The following is a 21,615-nucleotide window of genomic DNA, read 5'->3' as shown; positions in this document are numbered from 1 at the left end:
TTTACGGCAGCTTTTCCGCCCAGACCGTCTCATTGAACCCCACGGTCACGCTGCCGTCGGGCCATTCGACCACCGGGCGCTTGATGATGCTGGCCTGTTCGAGCATCAACCGGGTGGCGCTGGCGGCGTCCCGGATCCTCGCCTGCGCCTCGGGTGGCAGTTTGCGCCAGGTCGCGCCCTGGCGGTTGACGAGCGGTTCCCAACCTGTTTGGGCGATCCATTGCGCCAGCCTCGCCTCGGGCACGCCGGCTTTCTTGAAGTCGTGGAACAGGTAGGGCCGCTGCCGCGCATCCAGCCAGGCGCGGGCTTTCCTGACGGTGTCGCAATTGGGGATTCCGTAGACGCGCAGGGAATTCATTTCATGCTCTCTTCGATTTCATCGCGATGCACATCGTGGGTGACGAAGCCGGCCGCGTTGTCGGGCATGGCCAGGTACCTGGGGTGATTCAGCGTGCCGCGGATGTCGTGCAGGCCCATGGCCCAGTGCTCACGCATCGTCGTCAGGCCGAACTGGTAGTCGCGGAAATGCTGTTCGTAGGGTTTGTCACGGTAGATCAGATGGATGATGTTGCTGCGTTTGTCGCTGGACAGCGCCGCGGCCTGCTTGCAGGTCGGATCGCCGTCGCGCAGATTGGCGGGCACTTTGTCCAGAACCTCTCGCAGCAGGCGCTGCATCTTGCGGTAAGCCTGCATCTGATCGGTCACCAGCCGGGTGCGACTGGAATAGCGGATGTCCTGGACCCGGTCGCCGACTTCGCTCAGGCTGCGGGGCACCGGGCCGCGCGCCGACCACAGGTCCACCTGGAACACCAGCGTGTCCCGGGCCAGGTTCTGTTCCAGGATCTGCGACAGGGGCGTATTGGACACCAGACCGCCGTCCCAATAGTATTCGCCTTCGATTTCGATGGCGGGAAAAGCCGGGGGCAGGGCGCCCGAGGCCATGAAATGCTCCGGCCGCAGGCGCGTGCGGCGGTTGTCGAAATAGGCGAAATTGCCGGTCCGCACATTGACGGCCCCGATCGACACGTGTAGCCCGCCGTCATTGATGCGGTCGAAATCGCACAGGGATTCCAGCGTGTCCTTCAGCGGACGCGTGTCGTAGTGGCCGACGCAGGCGGGATCCAGGGCGGCGGACAGGGCGGCGGGCGGGAAGCGTGGATGAAAGAAGCCCTTCTGGCCCACCATCAGGGCGCTGCCGGCGTGCACGGCGCCCAGGAATTGGCGCGCCAGGTCGTTGATCTGGAACAGGCTATGTTCGAACAGGGGGTTGGCCACAGGGCCTACGTAGGGCTGGCAGATGGTGTTCCAGAACGCGTGAAGCCGTTCGACACGCCGTTCGGCCGGGTTGCCGGCGATGATGGCGGCGTTCAGCGCGCCGATGGAGATGCCGGCCAGGTCGGTCAGTTCGATGCCCGCCTCGTGCAGGCCTTCGTAGACGCCTGCCTGGTAGGCGCCCAAGGCGCCGCCGCCTTGCAGCACCAGGGCCCGGGTTTCGTAGGCGCCGGCGGCATCGGATGGGCGTGATTCAGTCTTGGGCATGGGTTCGCGACTCCTTGTGAGTGGGGGCGGGCCCTAGCGATTGCAGGAAGGCCTCGATCAGGGCGCCGCGATAGCGGCTGCGGTGCAGCACGATGGACAGGCGTCGGTCCAGTTGCAGGAAGGGAGTGCGCAGCACGCGCAGCCGGCCTGTCGCCACGGCGTCCAGGGTGGCGGCGTAAGGCAGGCAGGCGATGCCCAGGCCGGCGATCACGGCCTGCTTGATGGCCTCGATCTGACCCAGTTCCAGCAGGATGCGCCCCGGGGGCAGCGCGCTCATGGCCTGTTCGGTCAGGCTGCGGGTGGCCGAACCGCGTTCGCGCAGGATCCAGCGGGCATCCGCGAAATCCCGGGGCTGCAGCCGCGCGCGTTGCGCCAGGGGGTGCGCCGGCGCCGCGCAGACGACCAGCGCGTCGTTGCGCCAGGGACGGGTTTCCAGCTGCGCATGATGCACGGGGCCTTCGACGCAGGCGATGTCGATGGCATGGTCGAGGAGCATGCGCGTGATGTCCCGGGTGTTGTCCACGGTCAGATGCAAAGCCACCATGGCATGTTGGGCAACGATCGGGCCCAGGAGTTCCCCCACCAGATAATTGCCGACGGTGTTGCTGGCGCCGATGCGCAGTTCGCCTTCCAGCGCCCCCCGGGAGTCGTGATGACGACGCTGCATGTCGCCCAGGCGTTCCAGGATCTCGCGGGCCAGGGGCAACTGTTCCGCCCCCTGGGCGTTCAGGCGAAGGCGGCCCCGTTCGCGGTCGAACAGGGTGGCGCCCAACTGGCGTTCGAGTTCGCCCAGGGCCATGCTGACGGCGGGTTGGGTCAGGTGAAGCTGATCGGCCGCCCGGCGCACGCTCCCGTGCGTGGCGACCGCGACGAAGACTTCGATCTGTCGGATGCTGAGACCGAGCATGGCGGCCGGACCCCGGATGAGTATAAATTTTATTTATATCATGGCGAGTTCAATCAACGCGGCAAGCCGCCGCCGGCCAAGCGGCGGATCAGGCGAACCAGGATGCCGGACTCTTGCTCAGGGCCACGCCGACGATGTAGGCGAAGATCGCCACGGCGCACAGGGCGGCGATCAGCCGCGTCCGGGGCGTACGGCCACGCTTGATGGCGTACGTGCCCACGCCGATGTAGGCGATCAGAAGGACGATCTTGGTCAGGATCCAGGGCTGTTCGGGACCGATCATGGCCGCCAGGATCACCCCGCAGGTCAGCAGCACGGTGTCGACCACGTGGGGCAGAATACGCACCAGGCGATGTTGCAGCAGGGCCGAACCGGTCACGGACCAATAAGCCCGGATGACGAACAGGATGATGCTCAGGGTGACGGCCGTGACGTGCAGGTGCTTGATGGGAAGGTAGTAATTCATGATGTCTGATGGAATCGGTGGGCCGGTGCGGTCTGGGCGAGTGTACCGTACCCGGATGCCGGCGGAGCCGCCCGCCGGGGCTTGCAGGCGTGTTCAGCGGTCCCCTGTGGGTCACTCGATCGGGCTCAGGGTCCAGCCGCCGCTTTCTCCCTGCAGCGACAGTTCGCAGCCGTGATGCCGTCGCAGCGTGCCGCGGTGGCCCACGCTGATGATCCGGGCATCGGGCAACTGCTCGCGCAGCAGGCGGTACATGGCGTCTTCCAGGCCTTCGTCCATGGCGGACGTGGCCTCGTCCAGGAACGCGGCCTGTGGCCGGGCGATCAGCAGGCGGCCGAAGGCCAGACGCTGTTGCTCTCCCAGGGACAGGATGCGGCTCCAGTCATCCTCGACGTCGAGCCTGTCGCGCAGGTGACCCAGTTGCACGCGGTCCAGGATGGCCTCGTCCCGACCGGCGGGGACTGCGTCGGCGGGCTGCGGATAATGCAGGGCCTGACGCAGGGTGCCCAGAGGCAGGTAGGGCTTCTGGGCCAGGAACAAGGCGGATGTGTCGGGGCGGATGATCTCGCCCGAGCCGTGTGGCCAGATGCCGGCGATCATGCGAAGCAGCGTGGTCTTGCCCGATCCCGATGGGCCGCGCACCAGCAGGGGCTGCCCGGGGGCGACTTCCAGGTTCAGGTCCTTGATCAGCGCATGGCCGTCGGGACGGTTCACGGTCACGCCCAGCAGCGCAAGGCGGCCGCCATCCTGATGGGTATGCGGCAACTCCATGGCCCGCGCAGCATCGATGGCGTCGTCGAATCCGGACAGACGCTCCAGCGTGGCGCGGTAAGTGGCGAAGCTGTCATAGATGTTGCGGAAGAAGGACAGATTGTCCTGCAGGCGGCCGAATGCCTGGGCGGTCTGGATCAGGTCGCCCAGGCTGATCTGCTTGGAAAAGAACCGTGCCGCCTGCAGGATGAAGGGGAAGACCACGGCGGTCTGGGTCACGACGAAGTTGAAACCCAGGAATTTCAGGGACCGGTGGATGATGTCCCAGGCGTTGCCGATCACCCGGGCGAAGCCGTGACGCAGCGTCCGGCCCTCGACACGTTCGCCCCGGTAAAAGGCGATGCTTTCGGCATATTCACGCACGCGGACCAGGGCGTAGCGGTAGTCGGCGTTCAGTTTCTCGTTCAGGAAGTTCAGCCGGATCAGCGGTTTGCCGATCCAGATCGCCAGCAGCGTGGCCAGGAACACGTAGATGAAGACCAGAAACACCATGGCCCTGGGGATCTCGTGGCCCAGCACGGTCATGGGGCCCGACAGGTTCCACAGGATCACGGTGAAGGCGATGGTCGATACGAGCGCATTGATCAGTCCCACGGCCAGCGTCATGGAACTCTGGGCGAAGTTGGTGATGTCTTGCTGGATCCGCTGGTCCGGGTTGTCGGCCAGGTGGCTGAGCGATTGCGAACGGTAGTAGGCCTGCCTTTGCATCCAGCGGCCCAGCAACTGTTCGTTGAGCCATTCGCGCCAATGCACGACAAAGGCCTGCTGGACGTAGAAGTCGAACAGGGAGCGGATGACATGCACGGCCGCCAGCAGCGAGAACAGCAGCATGGCCGCCCAGAAACCCGGCTCGTCCAGCGCTTGAAGCGCGCTGTACATGGTGTTGTACCAATTGGAAAACAGCACGTCCAGGCGCACGGCCGCGAGCGTCAGCAACAGGATCAGGGCGACGCCGGCCAGCGGTTTCCAGCTGCGGCGCAGGGAGAAATAGCCGGCGCTCAGACGCCGGAACTGCCGCCCCCAGCGGGTGAAGCGGGTCAGGCCCCAGGCGACGGCGGCGCCGATCAGCAGGGTGAGCGCGTAAGCCTTGGCGAGCCACAGGCCGCTTTCGATCAGGACGTCTTGCCATTGCATGGGAGTGCGGTTCCTTGATGTTCGATCGGTGGCGCCCGCCGAAACGGCCGGGCGAAGGGATTGTAGTTGGAGGCGCAGGGATGCGGAATAGTTCCGGCGAGGTGGCGACGCGCCTGGGCCGGCGCGGATTCAGGGCAGGGAGCCGGGTTCGTGCTTCATGCCGAGGCGGCGGGCAAGCTTGTGCAGATTGCTGGGGTCGAGTCCCAGCGCACGCGCGGCCTGGGCCCAATTGCCGCGTGTGGCGGCCAGGGCCTCGCCGATGGCGCGACGCTGGCAGATCTCGACGCTGTCGCGCAGTGCCGGGATGGTTTCGATGGGCGGGGACGACGGCGGGACGGGATCGACGGTGGAGACCCGTGAACGTTCGTCAGCCGAAGGCTCGGGCGGGTCGATGTCCAGGTCCAGCAACTCCGGGCCGATGGTCAGCACCTGGTCGCGCGAGGCGCCGCGGCTGAGCATCTTCAGCGCGGCGCGGCTGATGACGTGCTCCAGTTCGCGGACGTTGCCGGGCCAGGGGTAGCGGCGCAGGGCGCGCTCTGCCTCGTAGGAAAGGCGCACGCCGCGCAGTCCCAGGCGGGCGCGGCTGAATTCCAGGAAATGACCGGCCAGGATCAGGACATCCCGGTCACGCTCGCGCAGCGGGGGGATCGGAATGGGATAGACCGAGAGGCGATGGTACAGGTCGGTGCGGAACAGCCCCGCCTGGGTATTCGCCTTCAGGTCGCGGTTGGTGGCGGCGATGATGCGCACATCCGTCTTGATGACCTGGTCCGTGCCGAGCCGCTGGATTTCTCCGTTTTGCAGTACGCGCAGCAGTTTGGCCTGCAGGCTGAGCGGCAATTCGCCCACCTCGTCCAGGAACAGGGTGCCGCCCTGGGCGGCCTCGAAGCGTCCGGGGCGGTCGGACGTCGCCCCAGAAAAGGCGCCTTTCACGTGGCCGAACAGCTCGCTCTCGGCCAGGGATTCTGGCAGCGCCGCGCAGTTCACCTGGATCATGGGTTGCTCGCTGCGGCGCGAGTGCCGGTGCAGACGGCGCGCGAACAGATCCTTGCCCACGCCGGTTTCGCCCAGCAGCAGGATGGGCAGGTCCGAGTCGGCTACCAGGTCCAGCTCGTGGAGCAGCGACTGGATGGCCTCGCTGTGCCCCAGGATCTCGGTGGCCTCGCCGATGCGTTCCAGTCCTTGCTGGGAGCTGCCCAGTTGACGTAGCTGGCGGTTCTCGCGTTCCAGCTCGGTGACACGCACAGCGGCCTGCAGGATCAGGCCAAGCTGCATCAGCCGCGCGCGCGCGGCCTCGTCGAAGGCGCCGGTGGCGAGCGCATCCAGGGTCATGATGCCCCAGGGTCGGTCCTGGCGGTAGAGCGTCATGCCCATGCAGTCGTGCACCGGCAGGGGCGAGCCCTTGCGGTCGTCGAGCAGGCCATCGTAGGGGTCCGGCAGGACGCTTTCCGGATCGAACCAGGTGGGTTCGCGGCGCGACAGGATGGTGGCGAAGCGCGGATGCTGGGCGACGACGAAGCGCCGCCCCAAGGCCTCGTGGGCCAGTCCGGCGGCCGCGACCAGGTGCAGGGTATCGGCGGCATCCAGCATCAGCAGGCCGACGGCGTCGCAGGCGAAGGCCTGGCGGATGGCCGTGGCGGCGCGCTGCAGACGCACGCCATCGGGCAGATCGGCGGTCAGATCGTTGAGAAGCGTCTTTTCCATAGGGTGTTTTATACCATCAAAAGGTATTTTTTACCTTTTTGAATAGGGTAAAAAATACCGTTTTTGATCTATATCAGTAGTTTCCCTAGGTGGCGGAGTTGGCACGCTTATTGCTTGGTAGTGGGTGAAGCAAAACAAGTGGCGCCATCCAGGCGTCGTAACCGGAACCTCTCGTGGCTGCAGAAGGAGCGCAGAATGGGTGAGTACAAGAAGTTATGGTGGACGCTGATCGGCGTTCTTTTGGTGGCTTTTGCCATCCTTGGGTGGATGGGCAAGGAAGTCTATAACAACGCACCTCCCATTCCGGCGCAGGTGGTCACGGCCGCCGGCAAGGTCGTGACCACCGAGACCCAGATCCTGGATGGACAAAGCGCCTGGCAGTCCGCGGGCGGCATGACGGTCGGCTCGATCCTGGGGCATGGCGCCTATCAGGCGCCGGACTGGACCGCCGACTGGCTGCACCGTGAACTGACGGCCTGGCTGGATCTGGCCGCCCAGGAACAGTACGGCATGAAGTTCGACCAATTGGACGCGGACGCGCAGGCTTCTCTGCAGCGCCGCCTGAAGGACGAATACCGGAAGAACACTTATGATGCCGCCACGGGCGTCGTCACGGTGTCCGACCGGCGTGCCCAGGCGATCGCGCAGACGGCCGTCTACTACGACAAGCTGTTCGGCGACGATGCCTCCATGCACGAATCGCGCAAGCATTTCGCCATGAAGGAAGGCACGCTGCCTTCGCCGGAAGCCCGCGCCCGCCTGGCGGACTTTTTCTTCTGGACCGCCTGGGCCGCCTCGACCGACCGGCCCGACAGCGTCGCCACCTACACCAACAACTGGCCGCATGAGCCGCTGATCGACAACGTGCCGACGGCGGAAAACGTGATCTGGTCGATCATGAGCGTGATCATCCTGATCGCGGGCGTGGGCCTGCTGGTCTGGGCCTGGGCGTTCACGCACAAGGAGCACGACGACGGCCCCGCGCCGGCCCGCGATCCGATCCTGCAGATCCCGCTGACGGCCTCGCAGCGCGCCCTGGGCAAGTATCTGTTCCTGGTCGTGGCCCTGTTCGTCACGCAGATTTTCATCGGCGGCTTCACCGCGCACTACACGGTCGAAGGGCAGACCTTCTACGGCATCAACATGTCCAAATGGCTGCCGTATTCCCTGGTGCGCACCTGGCACATCCAGGCCGCCTTGTTCTGGATCGCCACCGGTTTCCTGGCTGCGGGCCTGTTCCTGGTGCCGATCCTCAATGGCGGCAAGGATCCCAAACATCAGAAGCTGGGTGTGGATGTTCTGTTCTGGGCGCTGATCCTGGTGGTCGTGGGCTCGTTCACCGGCAATTTCGCCGCCATCGCTCATCTGATCCCGGCCGAATGGAGCTTCTGGCTGGGCCATCAGGGCTATGAGTATGTCGAACTCGGCCGCTTGTGGCAGATCGGCAAGTTCCTGGGCGTCGTGTTCTGGCTGTTCCTGATGCTGCGCGGGATCGTGCCGGCGCTCAAGCAAAAGGGCGACAAGAACCTGCTGGCCCTGTTCAGCGCCTCGGTGATCTGCATCGGCTTGTTCTACGGGGCCGGTCTGGCCTACGGCGAAAAGACCAACATCACCATCATGGAGTACTGGCGCTGGTGGGTGGTGCACCTGTGGGTCGAGGGCTTCTTCGAAGTGTTCGCCACCACGGCGCTGGCCTTCATCTTCTCGACCATGGGCCTGGTGTCCAAGCGCGGCGCCACGATCGCCAGCCTGAGTTCGGCTGTGCTGTTCATGCTGGGCGGCACCCCGGGCACCATGCACCATCTGTACTTCTCCGGGACCACGACGCCGATCATGGCCATCGGTGCCTCGTTCAGCGCCCTCGAAGTCGTGCCGCTGGTCGTGCTGGGCTACGAAGCCTGGGAAAACTGGCGCCTGAAGGAACGCGCGCCGTGGATGGAAAACCTGCGCTGGCCGTTGAAGTTCTTCGTCGCCGTGGCCTTCTGGAACATGCTCGGCGCCGGGGTGTTCGGCTTCATGGTCAATCCGCCGATCGCACTCTACTACGTGCAGGGTCTGAACACCACGGCGGTGCATGCGCACGCGGCCCTGTTCGGTGTGTACGGCTTCCTGGCCCTGGGTTTCACCCTGTTCGTGCTGCGCTACGTGCGTCCGAACATGCGCTTCAACGACGGTCTGATGAATACGGCCTTCTGGTGCATGAACATCGGCCTGGTGATGATGATCACGCTCAGCCTGCTGCCGATCGGCCTGATGCAGTTCCACGCCAGCGTGAGCGTGGGCACCTGGTGGGCGCGCAGCGAGACCTTCATGCAGCAGGACATCCTGCAGACGCTGCGCTGGACCCGTACGTTCGGCGACGTGGTCTTCATCGTCGGCGGCCTGGGCGTCATGTGGCAAGTCGTCACCGCCCTGTTCGACGGCAAGGCGGCCTTGCCCGCCTCCGATGCCGGTCTGGCCGCGCAGCGGACATAAGCCGCTTCATCTTCTTGCAAAGGGGTGCCCGAAACGGGTCCCCGGCCCGGCCCGCCTCGGAAGAGGCGGGCTTTTTTCATGGGCCGGCCCGGTCTTGTGCCCGTGGCGTTCAGACCCCGATGTCCTCGTTCCAGAGGCGCGGGTTGGCTTCGATGAAACGGCGCATCAGATCCAGGCATTCCGGATCCTGAAGGACCTCGATCTCGACGCCGCGCGCGCGCAGCAGCGCTTCTTCGCCCATGAATGTCCGGTTTTCGCCGATGACCACCCGCGGGATGCCGTACAGCAGGATCGTGCCGCTGCACATCGGGCACGGCGAAAGCGTGGTGTAGAGCGTGGATTCGCGGTAGACGTCGGCCGTCCGCCGGCCTGCGTTCTCGAGGGCGTCCATCTCGCCATGGAGGATGGCACTGCCTTTCTGTACCCGCTGGTTGTGGCCCCGGCCGATGATTTCGCCGCGATAGGCGATCACCGAGCCGATGGGGATGCCGCCTTCGGCCAGTCCCTGGCGGGCTTCCTCGATGGCCGCCTGCATGAAGGGGTCTTTCATGGCTCTGTCTCCTGGAAAGTTTCCGATGCCTGCCATGATAAGGGCGCGGCGCGTCCCGGGGAATCCGGGGACGGCACGAGGCGGCCGGCCCCCGGCCGTTCCCGACGCGACTCAGGCGGCCTGAGCGGCCCTCGCGCCGGCGCGCGCGCTGAGCGCCCCCAGCGCGAAGGTCAGCAGCAGTGTCGGCAGGGCGCTGCCGTATTGCGGCGCCCATTGGGCCAGGGCGTGGTAGACCCCGATCCCCAGCACCCAGATCAGGGCCGGGGCGGAGTGCAGGGCGCGAGGCGCCTCGGCGAGGCGGGCGGTTTGCGTCCCCAGGCGTCCCAGGATGGTGCCGAACAACGGCACGAAGACCGAGCTGAGCGTCAGCAGGAACGGTTCCAGCGTGTGCATGGGCAGCACCATCGCCAGCCCGATGGAGACCGCGGCCAGCAGCGTGCCCCAGGTCGTCAGGCTCACGTCGCCCCGCAGGCTCTGGGCGGATACCGAACCTGAATACAGGTCGCCGTAGGTGTTGTCCAGCTCGTCGATCAGGATCAGGCCCAGGGCAACCAGGCCGCCCTGCGCCAGCAGCAGGGCGCTCACCATGTCCAGATCCGGACCGGTGACGGTGATCACCAGCACGCCCAGCGCATAGCACCAGATGTTGGCGACCGTATAGCCCAGCCAGGTGCCCGCAAGCGCGCCCCGGCCGCTGCGGCCATGCCGGGCGTAGTCCGCGACCAGCGGCAACCAGGAAACCGGCATGGCGATCACCAGATCCAGCGCCTGGAAGGCATTCATGCTGCCGTCCCCGGTGCGCAGCCACAGGGCGCGCAGCCCTTCGCCGTCCAGCTTGAGGGCGAACTGGACGGTCAGCCAGATCAGCGACAGGACCACCAGGGGCAGGCCGATACGACTGACGATGCGCCGCACCAGGGTGATCATGGAGCCGCGCAGCAATGCCAGGACGATCAGCCCCCAGAACAGCGTGGGCAGCGCCAGGCCCACGTCCAGGCCCAGGGCCTGGCGGGCGATGGCGGCGGTGCCGTCGCGCATCACGACCAGTTCGAAGGTCGCCCAGCCGAGCAGCTGCGCGATGTTCAGCAGCACGGGCAGGCGGGCGAATCGCCGGCCATAGACAGTGTGGATCAGGCCGGCGCTGGAGAGGCCGCTGTCGCAGCCCAGGCGGGCTACCCAGGCCAGCAGCCCGGCCCCGAGGATCGAGCCGGCGATCACGGCCGCCAGGGCGTCGCGTGTGCCCAGCGCCGGCACCAGATAGGCGCCGACCTGCATGACCAGCAGGCCCACGCCCAGGCTGAACCATAAGGCGGTGTGGTCACGCCAGCCGAAGACGCGTTCGGGTGCGGGGAAAGGGTGGGAAGCGGATGTCTGCATGGCGTGCCTGTCGGAATAAGGCGGGAAGCAGACGCGGGCGGCGGGCGGGCAGCCGCCGGAGCGAGCTGCTTTCCTGCGCGAGGATGATCTCAATCAGGTTCGAAGGGACTGTCTCAGCCGCCGTGGCGGCACCCCTAGCGAGGCTCGATAAAAGGCGTATCGGGTTCGATTGTAGGATTGCCCCGATCCGGGGGCAAGCCAGGCCTGAGCCTAATCGAAACGCACGATCTCGAAACTGAGCCGGCCCTGATCGTCGCGACCGACGGAATAGCCCAGGTGTTCGCGCACACTGTTGTCGGGGTTGAACGTCAGTACCACTGGCTTGATGTGCTCCAGTTCGGATGCCTGGATGTATTCCGAGTTGGCGATGATGACCTCGTCGCCGCGCTGGCAGGTGCGTGCCGCCGCGCCGTTCAGAATGCAGCAACGTGATCCGCGCTCGCCGTAGATCACGTAGGTGCTGATGCGGGCGCCGGAATTCTTGTTCCAGATGTCCACGAATTCCATGGGCAGGATGCCGGCGGCCTCGCAATGGTCGGGGTCCAGGGTGATGGAGCCGTGGTAGTCCAGGTCGGCCCCGGTGACGCGAATACCATGCAGTTTGGCGCGGACGATTTTTCTCACTTGAAATCCGGAGGGGAAAATTGAGCAGCCGGCATTTTAGCGCGTTGCATTGCAGCATCAGTCCCCGCCCACAAAGCCTACCCGGGTATGCGCATGTCATTATAATTAAATGTGTATCGAATGCGGTCATGTTTCGCATGGGCGGCATGAGCGCCGGATTCGGACATGCGGATCATCGGACGGAACATCATGTTTGCTGCGCAGGAAGCCTGGAAAGCAGGGCTGTGGTCACCCAGGCATTGGGCGGGGAATATCGTGGCGGGGGTGATTGTCGGCGTGGTGGCGTTGCCGCTTGCCATGGCCTTCGCGATCGCCTCCGGGGTCAAGCCCGAACAGGGTCTGTACACCGCCATCGTGGCGGGCGTGGTGGTGTCCCTGTTCGGCGGCAGCCGGGTGCAGATCGCCGGCCCCACGGGGGCCTTCATCGTTATCCTGTCGGGGATCGTCGCGGAGCACGGGGTCGCGGGCCTGCAGCTCGCCACCTTGATGGCGGGTCTGATCCTGTGCGCCTTCGGCCTGGCACGCCTGGGCGGCGTGATCCGGTACATTCCCCTGCCGGTGATTCTGGGGTTTACGGCCGGCATCGGCATCATCATCTGGGTTGGCCAGTGGCAGGCCTTTTTCGGCCTGCCGGCCGTGCCAGGTCATTTCTTCCATGAAAAGCTCTGGTTCCTGGTGCGGCATCTGCCCGAGCTGGATCCGGTGACCACCGCTTTCGGTCTCGGTTCGCTGGCGCTGGTGCTGCTGCCCCGGCGGGTGTCCCTCCTGCGGCGGATCCCCGGCCCTCTGCTGGCCCTGGTCGTGGCGACGATCCTGCAGGGGATCGCCCAGTTCCCTCAACTGGCCACCATCGGCAGCACTTTCGGTGAATTGCCGCGCGGGTTGCCGATGCCACATTGGCCCGAGGGCGGGCTGGACCGGATCGTGCCGCTGATCGGCCCGGCGTTCACGATCGCGTTGCTCGGGGCCATCGAATCGCTGCTGTCGGCCGTCGTTGCCGACGGCATGGCCGGGACGCGGCACGATTCGAACGCCGAACTGTTCGGTCAGGGCCTTGCCAATGTGATCAGCCCCTTGTTTGGCGGGATCGCGGCCACGGGCGCCATCGCTCGGACGGCCACCAACATCCGCAGCGGCGGCATCGCGCCGCTGGCCGGGGTGGTCCACGCCCTGGTGCTGGCGCTGGTGCTGCTGGCGTTCGCGCCGCTGGCGCGCAACATTCCCCTGGCCACGCTGGCCGCGATCCTGTTCGTGGTCGCCTGGAACATGAGCGAGGCGCACCGTGTGGCGCGTCTGGTCCGGCACGCGCCGCGCGCGGATGCCGTCATTCTGTGTCTCACCTTGCTGCTGACGGTCTTCGCCGACCTCGTCGTGGCGGTCAACATCGGGATCGTGCTGTCCGTCCTGCATTTTCTGCGCCGCATGGCGTCCAGCGTTGACGTGGCGCCGGTGGAGATCCCGGACGCAACCTCCGGCGAAGAGGAGCCGCGAATCCGTGCGCTGAGGGTCCGGGGGCCATTGTTCTTCGCCGCGGTCGAGCCTTTGCGGGCCGCGTTCCGGGATGCGCGTGCGCCCGTACTGATCCTGTGCCTGGACCAGTCGCCTTTCGCCGACGCCACGGCGCTGCAGGCGCTCGATGACGAGATCTCGGCCGCGCAGGCCCGTGGGGTGCGCGTGATCCTGTGCGGCGCCGAAGCCCGGATCCGCGCCAAACTGAGTCGCATGGGCACCTTGTCCAGGCTGGGTGCGAACGATTTCCAGCCGGATCTCGCCGCGGCGCTGGCCTCGGCGCGGACCTGATCCGTCGGCGCTACGACCGGGGATGCGGTTTGCTGGGAGTCCAGTCCACGTCGTGGCGGGCCAGATATTCCCGGATCAGTTGCCGTACCACTTGCGAGGGCGTCAGGTCCTGACGGGCGCAGAGCTGCTCGAAGGCTTTTTTCTTGTTCGGATCGATCAGAACGGTCAAGCGGGCGGTCTTGTTTTCCAGCGGGGTCGGGCTCATGGTTCGGGTCTCGGTCGGGCCGGTGCGGTCGTCGGCAACGGCGACCGGGCCCGCAGGGTTTCTTGCAGCCGCGCTTCCAGGGCCGATGGAAAGTCCGGGTGCTCGTCAGGCGGCAGCAGCCGGTCCAGCGTCGTGATCCGGTCCGCATCGTAGCGGCGGCTGGATCCTAGCGCGGCTTCCAGTGCGTTGGCGCGTGCCGTCAGTTCGGCGGGATCGCCTTGCGCCAGGATCAGGGCGTGTACGAGCCCCACGTGGCGGTCGGGCGCGTGTCCCGGGATGCGCCGCCAGACCTGCGCGGTACCGGCGATCTTGCGGTCCGGGGACGGCACGGCCAGATTGTACCTGCCGTCGCAGAACGAGCCCTCGACCGGCTGTGCCCGGGCTTCGATGCCGAAGACGGCCAGCGCGTCGCTGATCAGTGCGCACAGGTGCCGGTAGAGGGCTTCGGCGTGATCGAGCGGACGGCCGGCGAACACTTGCGCCAGGCTCAGGTTCAAGATGCCCGGCCCCTGAGGCACCACGCCGCCGCCCGATTGCCGCACGTGGATGGGACACCCGCGGGCGGCGAAGTCGGCCCGGACCGCCGCGAACTCCGGACGGGCCGCATAGGTGCGCGGCACCACCAGCCCCGGGGCCGTCCGCCAGAGGCAGGCGACCGGTTCCTGGATGGCGGGGGTCAGCAGGACTTCGTCGGCCAGCGGGCCGGCGCCGAAAGGAATGTCCAGCAAGCGGTAGCCGGAATGCGGGGCCGACATGGGCGTGAGTCTTACCGGGACAGTTGGGTCGTCGCGAAAGTGTCGTCGTCCATGAAGAGATAGCGGATCGCGTCGATCAGCCCCACCACGACGGCCAGGGGCAAGAAGAGCCAGCAGAGGATCAGCAGGCCCAGTCCCCAGCCGATCTGGCCCAGGTAAAAGCGGTGCGCGCCGAGCCAGCCCAGGAAAACCGCCAGCACGATGGCGATCTTGCGCTGGCTGGCCGGCTGGCCCAGGGTTTCGCCGCGCGAGCGCAGAATCCACAGGCTGGCGGGAACGGTCAGGGCCAGTGCCAGCAGGACCTTGCCGGTGTGGGCGTGCAGATAGCCCGCTGCGGCGTGGTACAGGTCGCCGAAGTTGCGGATCAGCACGCCCGTCAGGGACGAGATCCAGGCGAAGACTTCGCGAAAGACGGTTTCCCCGAAGCTCAGGGCGAGCAGGATGACGAGGAAGATCGCCACGACCAGGATCAGTTTCTTCAGCATGGGGGTCCTGTGCATGTGAGGCCCGGCCGGACGCCGGGCATGCGCCCGACCTGGCGGGTGCAAGACCTTATTTTATCGGGATTGCGGGCGAGCTGGTTCAGCGCGCGCAGGCCTGTCGGATCGCGTGGTCCCATTCAGCCAGCCGTCCGGACGCTTCGTCGCGCGGCATGGCAGGCTCGAAGCGGCGTTCGACCCGCCAGAGCGATTCCAGCTCCCGGAGGTCGGCGTAGACACCCGCCTGCAGGCCGGCCAGGAAAGCCGCTCCCAAGGCCGTGGTTTCCACCATGGTGGGACGCAGCACGGGAATGCCCAGGAGGTCCGCCTGGAACTGCATCAGCAGATCATTGACGCAGGCGCCGCCGTCCACACGCAGTTCCCGCAACGGGGCCGCGCCGGCCGCCTGGGCGTCGCGACTCATGGCCTGCAGCAGGGCGGCGCTCTGGTAGGCGATGCTTTCCAGGGCGGCCCGGGCGATATGGGCCATCGAGGTGCCACGCGTCAGGCCGGTGATGGTACCGCGTGCCTCGGGATCCCACCAGGGCGCGCCCAGGCCGGTGAAGGCGGGCACGAACATCACCCCGCCCGAGTCCGGCACGCTGCGGGCCAGCTCTTCGATGTCGCTGCTGCGCACGAAAGCGCGCAGGCCATCGCGCAGCCACTGGACCACGGCGCCGCCCACGAACACGCTACCCTCCAAGGCGTAAGCGGGGCGGGCGTCGGGTTGTGCCGCGCTGGTCGTCACCAGGCCGTTGCCGGATATCTGGAAGCGGTCGCCCGTGTGCATCAACATGAAGCAACCGGTGCCATAGGTGTTCTTCGCCATGCCGGGGCGAAAGCATGCCTGGCCGAACAAGGCGCTCTGCTGGTCGCCAGCCACGCCGCAGATCGGGACGGCGTGGCCCAGCAGATCCGGGTCCGTGGCGCCGAAATCGGCCGATGAAGGCAGGATGCCCGGCATCATGCGCGCCGGCACGTCCAGCCAGTCGAGCAGCTCCGGATCCCAGGCGTTGGTGTGCACGTCCATCAGCATGGTGCGAGCCGCGTTGCTGACATCGGTCAGGTGGTGTCTGCCGCCGGTCAGCTTCCAGATCAGCCAGCTGTCGACGGTGCCGAACAACAGGTCCCCGGCCTGGGCGCGGGCGCGCACGCCGGGGACATGGTCCAGGATCCATTTCAGTTTGGTGGCGGAAAAATAGGCGTCGACGCGCAGGCCGGTGCGTTTTCGTATCTCCGGTTCCAGGCCTTGTTCGCGCAGTTCGGCGCAGGTCGGTTCGGCCCGGCGGTCCTGCCAGACGATGGCCCGGTGGATGGGCTCCCCCGTGCGGCGGTCCCAGACCACGGTGGTCTCGCGCTGGTTGGTGATGCCGATGGCGCGGATGTCGCGCGCGGCCACGCCCGCCCGGTGAATGGCCTCGCCGATCGTGTCGCGTTGTGTCTGCCAGATTTCCAGCGGGTCGTGCTCGACCCAGCCTGGCTGCGGATAGTGTTGGGCGAATTCCCGCTGTGCCAGGCCCACGATGCGGCCCTGGCTGTCGAAGACGATGCTGCGGGTGCTGGAGGTACCCTGGTCCAGGGCGAGCAGGTAAGTCATGTCTGGATGTCCTCAGGGGGCGATGACGCAGTCCACGCCGGCGGCCTTGAGCAGGCCGGGGAAAGGTTCCGGGGGGCGCGCGTTGGTGAACAGGCGGCCGATCTGGGACAGTTCACCCAGCCTGACCATGGCCGGCCGGTGGAATTTGCTGGTATCCGCGGCCATCCAGACCTCCCGGGCCGACTGCATGATGGCCTGGGACACCTTGACCTCGCGGAAGTCGTAGTCGCGCAGCGTTCCGTCGGCCTCGATGCCGGATATGCCCATCAGTGCGATGTCGGCGCGGAACTGGCGGATGAATTCCACCGTGGCTTCCCCCACGATGCCCAGGTCGCGGGCGCGCACGTTGCCTCCGGCCAGAATGACCTCGCAGCCGGGTTGCCGGCCCAGGGTGTAGGCCACGTTGACGTTGTTGGTGATGATCCGCAGCCCAGTATGGCTGGACAGCGCGCGTGCGATCGCTTCCGTGGTGGTGCCGATGTTGATCAGCAGCGAGCAGTCGTTGGGAATTTCGCGCGCGATGGCCTGGGCGATGCGTTCTTTTTCGGCGGCATGCAGCTGGGCGCGCTGGCGATAGGCGATGTTCTCGATGGTCGAGTTGGGCAGCCGGACCCCGCCGTGGAAACGGACCAGCAGGTTCGCTTCGGCGAGACGCTGGACGTCGCGGCGAACCGTCTGGACCGTGACGTCCAGGTCGCCGGCCAGTGTTTCCAGGCTGCAGGAGCCCGAGCTCTGCAGGCGGTTGAGCAGCTTGATCTGGCGGGGGTTGGGGTGCATGGAATCGGCCTTCGTCATGACCGGCACACTGTACAGCGAAAGGAAAGGAAAGAATCTTAGGGTTTATATGGACAGAAAAAAGAGTGAAAACGAACAATAATTCACAAAAAGGAACTTATGGAGTAAGGGCCCATGCAGCTCAAGCTGGCTCGCGTCGGCAAGAAAGTCGGCGCCGAAACCTGGCTTCACCCTCTGGATCTGGCGCTGCGGGAATCCGCCGTTACGGTCCTGCTGGGGGTGACCCGCGCGGGAAAGACCAGTCTGATGCGGTTGATGGCCGGTCTGGACGTGCCCACCACCGGCCGGGTTCTGGTCGACGACGTCGACGTCACCGGCCTTCCGGTGCGTCACCGTAACGTCGCCATGGTGTACCAGCAGTTCATCAATTACCCGTCCATGACGGTCGCCGCCAATATCGCCTCGCCGCTGCGGCTGCGCGGCGAGGCGGACTTCATGCCCCGGGTGCGCGAGATTGCCCGCGCGCTGCATATCGAAGAGTTTCTGGACCGCCTGCCGTCCGAACTGTCCGGCGGTCAGCAGCAGCGGGTCGCCCTGGCGCGCGCCCTGGCCAAAGACGCGCCTTTGATGCTGCTGGACGAACCGCTCGTCAACCTGGACTACAAGCTGCGCGAGGAATTGCGTGAAGAACTCGGCGCCCTGTTCGACCAGGGCCGTTCCACTGTCGTCTACGCCACGACCGAGCCTGGCGAGGCGCTGTTGCTCGGCGGTTATACGGCCGTGCTGGATCAGGGCGAGCTGCTGCAGTACGGCCCGACGCTGGAAGTGTTCCGGCGGCCCGCATCGATCCGGGTGGCGCGCGCGTTCAGCGATCCGCCCATGAACTTCCTGGCGGCCCGCGCCGGCCGCGCGGCGGTCAGCCTGCGGGCACTGGCCGACGTGAGCCTCCCGTCCGGCCAGGATGTGCCCGATGGCGACGTGACTGTCGGCCTGCGCGCGGCCGACCTGTCGCTCACCGACATGGGCGCAGACTGCAGAATTCCCGGGCGAGTCCAGCTCGCTGAAATCTCCGGGTCCGCCACTTATGTTCATGCCGAGACGCCGGTCGGGAATCTGGTGGCCCAGATGCCGGGCGTCCAGCATTACAGCCTGGGAGATCCCGTGACCCTGCATTTTTCCAGCCGCCGGGCCTATGTGTTCGGTCCGGACGAATCCCTGCTGCGGTCGCCCCGGGCGCGGGAGGCCTGATATGGCGCGCATCGAGCTTCAACTGGCCCACAGCTACGTGCACACCGTCCGCTCCGACGCCGACTATGCGCTGCTGCCGCTGGACATCACTTTCGAAGACGGCGGAGCCTATGCCTTGCTGGGGCCGTCCGGCTGCGGCAAGACCACCATGCTCAACATCATCTCGGGCCTGGTCACGCCATCGCACGGCGCCATCCGTTTCGATGGCGTGGACCGCACCCGCGCCACGCCCCAGGAACGCAACATTGCCCAGGTGTTCCAGTTTCCCGTCATCTACGACACCATGACGGTCGGAGAAAACCTGGCCTTTCCCCTGCGCAACCGCAAGGTGCCGGCCGACCGGATCCGCGAACGCGTCGGGCGCATCGCGGAAATGCTCGATCTGTCCGGCCAGCTCGATCAGCGCGCGGCCAATCTGGCGGCCGACGCCAAGCAGAAGATCTCCCTGGGGCGGGGACTGGTGCGCCCGGACGTTTCGGCGGTGCTGTTCGACGAGCCCCTGACGGTGATCGATCCCCATCTGAAATGGGCGCTGCGCCGCAAGCTCAAGCAGATCCATCATGAACTGGGCCTGACGCTGATCTACGTCACCCACGACCAGGTCGAGGCCATGACTTTCGCCGACCAGGTCCTGGTGATGGCGCGCGGCCGGGTGGTTCAGCAGGGCACTCCGGCGGACCTCTTCGAGCGGCCGCGCCACACCTTCGTGGGGCATTTCATCGGCTCGCCCGGCATGAATCTGTTGCCGGTCGACGTGCGCGCCGACGGCGCGCTCTGGCTGGGCGAGCGGCGCCTCGGCCAACCGGAGGCTCTGTCCTTGCCGGCCGGGCCGCTGACCCTGGGCATCCGGCCCGAATACCTGGGTCTTGCGTCCGGTGATGACGCGGGGACCGTGCCGGCCACCGTGACCCAGGTGCGGCACATCGGCACCAGCCAGTTGCTGGGCGTCCGTGTCGATGATCGGGAGGTGAAGATCCACTTGCCGGCCGACGCCGAGCCGCCCGCCGAGGGCGAGGTCGTGCATCTGGCGCTGGTCGGCCCCCATACCCGCTATTACCGCAACGAGGAGCTCGTGGGATGAGTGCGACCGTCAAACCCGTCAACCAGAAAGCCTGGTGGCTGATCCTGCCTGTCATCCTGTGCGTGGCGTTCTCCGCCATCATCCCGCTGATGACCGTGGTCAATTATTCGGTACAGGATATTATTTCGCCGGACAATGCGGTGTTCGTCGGCACCGAGTGGTTCGCCAGCATCATGCGCGACGAGGACCTGCATGCAGCGCTGTGGCGGCAACTGTTGTTTTCCGGCGCTGTACTGGCCATCGAGATCCCTCTCGGGGTGGCGCTGGCCCTGTCCATGCCGGCGCGCAGTTGGCGGGCCTCGGCCGTCCTGGTGATCGTATCCCTGTCGCTGCTGATCCCCTGGAATGTGGTGGGCACGATCTGGCAGATCTTCGGCCGGACCGACATCGGCCTCTTCGGCTGGACCCTGGCCCGCCTGGGGCTGGACTACAGCTACGTCGGCAACCCCCTTCACGCCTGGCTGACCGTGCTGCTGATGGACATCTGGCACTGGACGCCGCTGGTGGCGCTGCTGGCCTACGCCGGCCTGCAGTCCATTCCCGAGGCCTACTATCAGGCCGCCAGCATCGACGGCGCCAGCAAATGGGCCGTGTTCCGCTATATCCAGTTGCCCAAGATGCGCGGTGTGCTGATGATTGCCGTGCTGCTGCGTTTCATGGACAGCTTCATGATCTACACCGAACCCTTCGTGCTGACGGGCGGCGGACCGGGCAATTCCACGACGTTCCTCAGTCAGTATCTGACCCAGAAGGCCATCGGTCAGTTCGACATGGGGCCGGCGGCCGCTTTTTCCCTGGTCTATTTCCTCATCATCCTGATGTTCTGTTTCGTCCTGTACAACTGGATGCTGCGCGTCGGCACCCGGGATTCGGAAGCCGCTCATGACTGACCGCTCGTTCCTGCCGCGCAAGCGCACCATCTTCCTGATCCTGTACCTGGCGTTCGCCCTGATCCCCATTTACTGGATGGTGGTCATGAGCTTCAAGACCAACCAGGGCATTCTGGCCGAGTTCTCCCTTTTTCCGCGCGAATTCACGCTGGCCAACTACCGGCTGATCCTGACCGATCCGTCCTGGTACATGGGCTACGTCAACAGCCTGATCTACGTCTGCCTGAACATGATCATGGCGATCGCCGTGGCCTTGCCGGCGGCCTACGCCTTTTCGCGCTATTCATTCCTGGGCGACAAGCATGTGTTCTTCTGGCTGCTGACCAACCGCATGACACCGCCCGCGGTGTTCCTGCTGCCGTTCTTCCAGCTCTACTCCACCCTGGGGCTGATGGACACGCACTGGGCCGTGGCGCTGGCGCACTTGCTGTTCAACGTGCCGCTGGCGGTCTGGATCCTGGAAGGCTTCATGAGCGGCATCCCCAGGGAAATCGACGAGACCGCTTATATAGACGGCTACAGCTTTCCACGTTTCTTCCTGACGATCTTCCTGCCGCTGATCAAGTCGGGCGTGGGGGTGGCGGCCTTCTTCTGCTTCATGTTCAGTTGGGTGGAACTGCTGTTGGCACGCACGCTGACCAGCGTCGACGCCAAGCCCATCGTGGCGATCATGACACGAACGGTCTCGGCCTCGGGGATGGATTGGGCCACCCTCGCGGCAGCCGGCACGCTCACTATCGTGCCGGGCGCCATCGTCATCTGGTTCGTGCGTCACTACATCGCGAAGGGCTTCGCGATGGGACGCGTCTGAGACGGCCGCACTCAAAGGAATACGCCATGTTCGACTGGATGGTCTGGACCACGCCCACCGCCGTGTTCTTCATCTGCATCGCGCTGATGCTGGCCTTCATGACGGTCTGGGAAATCCGCTCGCCCACGCTGCTGCGCAAAGGCTTTTTGCCCATGGCGACCACGCGCGGCGACCGTCTGTTCATCGGCCTGCTGGTGGCCGCCTACATCAACCTGGCTTTCCTCGGCCTGGGCGAAACCTTCATGGACTGGTTCGCCCTGGACGAGGAACCCTCAGTCTGGATCAGCTTCATCCTGTCCATGGCCACCCTGACACTGATCATGAGGAAGGGATGAGCCTGGACTGATGACAGTCCCCTGCGGACTGTCATCAGCCAGGCGAATCGGAGCCGCTTGCAAGCGGCGACGTGGAGAGATGGCGCGGTTTTGAGTTGAGCCGCTTGCAAGCGGCGACGTGGAGAGATGGCGCGG

General features: G+C 65.9%; 21 protein-coding genes and 1 riboswitch. Of the genes, 7 read left to right on the top strand and 14 right to left on the bottom strand.

Annotated elements, in window-relative coordinates:
* Position 1 precedes the first annotated feature (1 nt).
* From O4H32_RS12085 to norR, 6 genes are all read right to left on the bottom strand, one after another.
* On the bottom strand, positions 2–358 hold the full coding sequence (locus O4H32_RS12085) for an ArsC family reductase (RefSeq protein WP_269359497.1): 357 nt from the start codon (positions 356–358) through the stop codon (positions 2–4).
* Positions 355–1,539, bottom strand: coding sequence for a patatin-like phospholipase family protein (locus tag O4H32_RS12080; RefSeq protein WP_269359495.1), 1,185 nt, complete (start codon positions 1,537–1,539; stop codon positions 355–357). Before O4H32_RS12080 ends, O4H32_RS12085 begins: the two co-directional genes overlap by 4 nt.
* A complete protein-coding gene (locus tag O4H32_RS12075) occupies positions 1,526–2,446 on the bottom strand; it encodes a LysR substrate-binding domain-containing protein (RefSeq protein ID WP_269359493.1) in 921 nt (306 codons plus the stop codon). Before O4H32_RS12075 ends, O4H32_RS12080 begins: the two co-directional genes overlap by 14 nt.
* An 88-nt stretch (positions 2,447–2,534) precedes the next feature.
* Positions 2,535–2,912 carry a SirB2 family protein gene (locus tag O4H32_RS12070; protein ID WP_269359491.1) on the bottom strand — a complete coding sequence of 126 codons (378 nt, stop codon included), beginning with the start codon at positions 2,910–2,912 and terminating at the stop codon, positions 2,535–2,537.
* A gap of 111 nt (positions 2,913–3,023) precedes the next feature.
* Complete coding sequence (locus O4H32_RS12065; RefSeq protein ID WP_269359489.1) at positions 3,024–4,814, bottom strand: ABC transporter ATP-binding protein/permease; 1,791 nt, start codon at positions 4,812–4,814, stop codon at positions 3,024–3,026.
* 129 nt (positions 4,815–4,943) lie between these two features.
* The gene (norR, locus tag O4H32_RS12060; protein ID WP_269359487.1) at positions 4,944–6,518 is read right to left on the bottom strand and encodes a nitric oxide reductase transcriptional regulator NorR; all 1,575 of its coding nucleotides are present in this window, start codon (positions 6,516–6,518) and stop codon (positions 4,944–4,946) included.
* Positions 6,519–6,713: 195 nt separating this feature from the next.
* On the opposite strand from norR, the gene O4H32_RS12055 reads away from it, so the two are divergent.
* On the top strand, positions 6,714–8,993 hold the full coding sequence (locus O4H32_RS12055) for a nitric-oxide reductase large subunit (protein ID WP_269359485.1): 2,280 nt from the start codon (positions 6,714–6,716) through the stop codon (positions 8,991–8,993).
* 109 nt (positions 8,994–9,102) lie between these two features.
* Here the strand turns inward: O4H32_RS12055 and O4H32_RS12050 are convergent, their stop codons facing one another.
* The 3 genes from O4H32_RS12050 to panD form a co-directional block, all read right to left on the bottom strand.
* Positions 9,103–9,543 carry a nucleoside deaminase gene (locus tag O4H32_RS12050; protein ID WP_269359483.1) on the bottom strand — a complete coding sequence of 147 codons (441 nt, stop codon included), beginning with the start codon at positions 9,541–9,543 and terminating at the stop codon, positions 9,103–9,105.
* Between the two features lie 111 nt (positions 9,544–9,654).
* Positions 9,655–10,920, bottom strand: a complete 1,266-nt coding sequence (locus tag O4H32_RS12045) for a purine-cytosine permease family protein (RefSeq protein WP_269359481.1) — start codon at positions 10,918–10,920, stop codon at positions 9,655–9,657.
* A 53-nt stretch (positions 10,921–10,973) separates the two neighbouring features.
* Positions 10,974–11,066, bottom strand: a riboswitch (TPP riboswitch).
* A gap of 64 nt (positions 11,067–11,130) precedes the next feature.
* Positions 11,131–11,544 (bottom strand): aspartate 1-decarboxylase, encoded by a 414-nt coding sequence (gene panD / locus O4H32_RS12040; RefSeq protein WP_269359480.1) that lies wholly within the window; start codon positions 11,542–11,544, stop codon positions 11,131–11,133.
* Between the two features lie 189 nt (positions 11,545–11,733).
* Between panD and O4H32_RS12035 the strand changes: the two genes are divergently transcribed.
* Entirely contained in the window at positions 11,734–13,344 is a 1,611-nt protein-coding gene (locus O4H32_RS12035) for a SulP family inorganic anion transporter (RefSeq protein ID WP_269359479.1), read from the top strand.
* Between the two features lie 10 nt (positions 13,345–13,354).
* Here the strand turns inward: O4H32_RS12035 and O4H32_RS12030 are convergent, their stop codons facing one another.
* The 5 genes from O4H32_RS12030 to O4H32_RS12010 all read right to left on the bottom strand — a co-directional run bounded on the left by O4H32_RS12030 (position 13,355) and on the right by O4H32_RS12010 (position 17,157).
* The gene (locus O4H32_RS12030; protein WP_269359561.1) at positions 13,355–13,534 is read right to left on the bottom strand and encodes a ribbon-helix-helix protein, CopG family; all 180 of its coding nucleotides are present in this window, start codon (positions 13,532–13,534) and stop codon (positions 13,355–13,357) included.
* A gap of 11 nt (positions 13,535–13,545) precedes the next feature.
* Positions 13,546–14,304, bottom strand: a complete 759-nt coding sequence (locus O4H32_RS12025; RefSeq protein WP_269359477.1) for a lipoyl protein ligase domain-containing protein — start codon at positions 14,302–14,304, stop codon at positions 13,546–13,548.
* A gap of 11 nt (positions 14,305–14,315) precedes the next feature.
* Complete coding sequence (locus tag O4H32_RS12020) at positions 14,316–14,789, bottom strand: TM2 domain-containing protein (protein WP_269359475.1); 474 nt, start codon at positions 14,787–14,789, stop codon at positions 14,316–14,318.
* Between the two features lie 97 nt (positions 14,790–14,886).
* Positions 14,887–16,380, bottom strand: coding sequence for a glycerol kinase GlpK (gene glpK / locus O4H32_RS12015; RefSeq protein ID WP_269359473.1), 1,494 nt, complete (start codon positions 16,378–16,380; stop codon positions 14,887–14,889).
* A gap of 12 nt (positions 16,381–16,392) precedes the next feature.
* Entirely contained in the window at positions 16,393–17,157 is a 765-nt protein-coding gene (locus O4H32_RS12010; protein ID WP_269359559.1) for a DeoR/GlpR family DNA-binding transcription regulator, read from the bottom strand.
* 132 nt (positions 17,158–17,289) lie between these two features.
* Here O4H32_RS12010 and O4H32_RS12005 point away from each other — a divergent pair, with 132 nt between their 5' ends.
* From O4H32_RS12005 to O4H32_RS11985, 5 genes are read left to right on the top strand one after another with little or no spacing between them, the layout of a single operon-like run.
* A complete protein-coding gene (locus tag O4H32_RS12005; protein ID WP_269359471.1) occupies positions 17,290–18,363 on the top strand; it encodes an ABC transporter ATP-binding protein in 1,074 nt (357 codons plus the stop codon).
* Between the two features lies 1 nt (position 18,364).
* Complete coding sequence (locus O4H32_RS12000; RefSeq protein WP_269359469.1) at positions 18,365–19,444, top strand: ABC transporter ATP-binding protein; 1,080 nt, start codon at positions 18,365–18,367, stop codon at positions 19,442–19,444.
* The gene (locus O4H32_RS11995; RefSeq protein WP_269359467.1) at positions 19,441–20,334 is read left to right on the top strand and encodes a carbohydrate ABC transporter permease; all 894 of its coding nucleotides are present in this window, start codon (positions 19,441–19,443) and stop codon (positions 20,332–20,334) included. Before O4H32_RS12000 ends, O4H32_RS11995 begins: the two co-directional genes overlap by 4 nt.
* Complete coding sequence (locus O4H32_RS11990) at positions 20,327–21,145, top strand: carbohydrate ABC transporter permease (RefSeq protein ID WP_269359465.1); 819 nt, start codon at positions 20,327–20,329, stop codon at positions 21,143–21,145. Before O4H32_RS11995 ends, O4H32_RS11990 begins: the two co-directional genes overlap by 8 nt.
* 26 nt (positions 21,146–21,171) lie before the next feature.
* A complete protein-coding gene (locus tag O4H32_RS11985) occupies positions 21,172–21,480 on the top strand; it encodes a DUF2160 domain-containing protein (RefSeq protein WP_269359463.1) in 309 nt (102 codons plus the stop codon).
* Positions 21,481–21,615 lie beyond the last annotated feature (135 nt).

Origin of the sequence: Castellaniella denitrificans (genome assembly GCF_027214045.1) — a bacterium.
In the GTDB taxonomy this organism is placed as follows: Bacteria; Pseudomonadota; Gammaproteobacteria; order Burkholderiales; family Burkholderiaceae_B; genus Castellaniella; species Castellaniella denitrificans_A.
Note: the sequence above shows the minus strand (reverse complement) of the source record. Positions and strands in the feature narration are given on the sequence as shown.

What these genes read in the sequence shown, in the direction of transcription:
- O4H32_RS12085 (WP_269359497.1), bottom strand. Translation starts at nt 358, where the DNA reads ATGAATTCCCTGCGCGTCTACGGAATCCCCAATTGCGACACCGTCAGG.
- O4H32_RS12080 (WP_269359495.1), bottom strand. Translation starts at nt 1,539, where the DNA reads ATGCCCAAGACTGAATCACGCCCATCCGATGCCGCCGGCGCCTACGAA.
- O4H32_RS12075 (WP_269359493.1), bottom strand. Translation starts at nt 2,446, where the DNA reads ATGCTCGGTCTCAGCATCCGACAGATCGAAGTCTTCGTCGCGGTCGCC.
- O4H32_RS12070 (WP_269359491.1), bottom strand. Translation starts at nt 2,912, where the DNA reads ATGAATTACTACCTTCCCATCAAGCACCTGCACGTCACGGCCGTCACC.
- O4H32_RS12065 (WP_269359489.1), bottom strand. Translation starts at nt 4,814, where the DNA reads ATGCAATGGCAAGACGTCCTGATCGAAAGCGGCCTGTGGCTCGCCAAG.
- norR (WP_269359487.1), bottom strand. Translation starts at nt 6,518, where the DNA reads ATGGAAAAGACGCTTCTCAACGATCTGACCGCCGATCTGCCCGATGGC.
- O4H32_RS12055 (WP_269359485.1), top strand. Translation starts at nt 6,714, where the DNA reads ATGGGTGAGTACAAGAAGTTATGGTGGACGCTGATCGGCGTTCTTTTG.
- O4H32_RS12050 (WP_269359483.1), bottom strand. Translation starts at nt 9,543, where the DNA reads ATGAAAGACCCCTTCATGCAGGCGGCCATCGAGGAAGCCCGCCAGGGA.
- O4H32_RS12045 (WP_269359481.1), bottom strand. Translation starts at nt 10,920, where the DNA reads ATGCAGACATCCGCTTCCCACCCTTTCCCCGCACCCGAACGCGTCTTC.
- O4H32_RS12035 (WP_269359479.1), top strand. Translation starts at nt 11,734, where the DNA reads ATGTTTGCTGCGCAGGAAGCCTGGAAAGCAGGGCTGTGGTCACCCAGG.
- O4H32_RS12025 (WP_269359477.1), bottom strand. Translation starts at nt 14,304, where the DNA reads ATGTCGGCCCCGCATTCCGGCTACCGCTTGCTGGACATTCCTTTCGGC.
- O4H32_RS12020 (WP_269359475.1), bottom strand. Translation starts at nt 14,789, where the DNA reads ATGCTGAAGAAACTGATCCTGGTCGTGGCGATCTTCCTCGTCATCCTG.
- glpK (WP_269359473.1), bottom strand. Translation starts at nt 16,380, where the DNA reads ATGACTTACCTGCTCGCCCTGGACCAGGGTACCTCCAGCACCCGCAGC.
- O4H32_RS12010 (WP_269359559.1), bottom strand. Translation starts at nt 17,157, where the DNA reads ATGCACCCCAACCCCCGCCAGATCAAGCTGCTCAACCGCCTGCAGAGC.
- O4H32_RS12005 (WP_269359471.1), top strand. Translation starts at nt 17,290, where the DNA reads ATGCAGCTCAAGCTGGCTCGCGTCGGCAAGAAAGTCGGCGCCGAAACC.
- O4H32_RS12000 (WP_269359469.1), top strand. Translation starts at nt 18,365, where the DNA reads ATGGCGCGCATCGAGCTTCAACTGGCCCACAGCTACGTGCACACCGTC.
- O4H32_RS11995 (WP_269359467.1), top strand. Translation starts at nt 19,441, where the DNA reads ATGAGTGCGACCGTCAAACCCGTCAACCAGAAAGCCTGGTGGCTGATC.
- O4H32_RS11990 (WP_269359465.1), top strand. Translation starts at nt 20,327, where the DNA reads ATGACTGACCGCTCGTTCCTGCCGCGCAAGCGCACCATCTTCCTGATC.
- O4H32_RS11985 (WP_269359463.1), top strand. Translation starts at nt 21,172, where the DNA reads ATGTTCGACTGGATGGTCTGGACCACGCCCACCGCCGTGTTCTTCATC.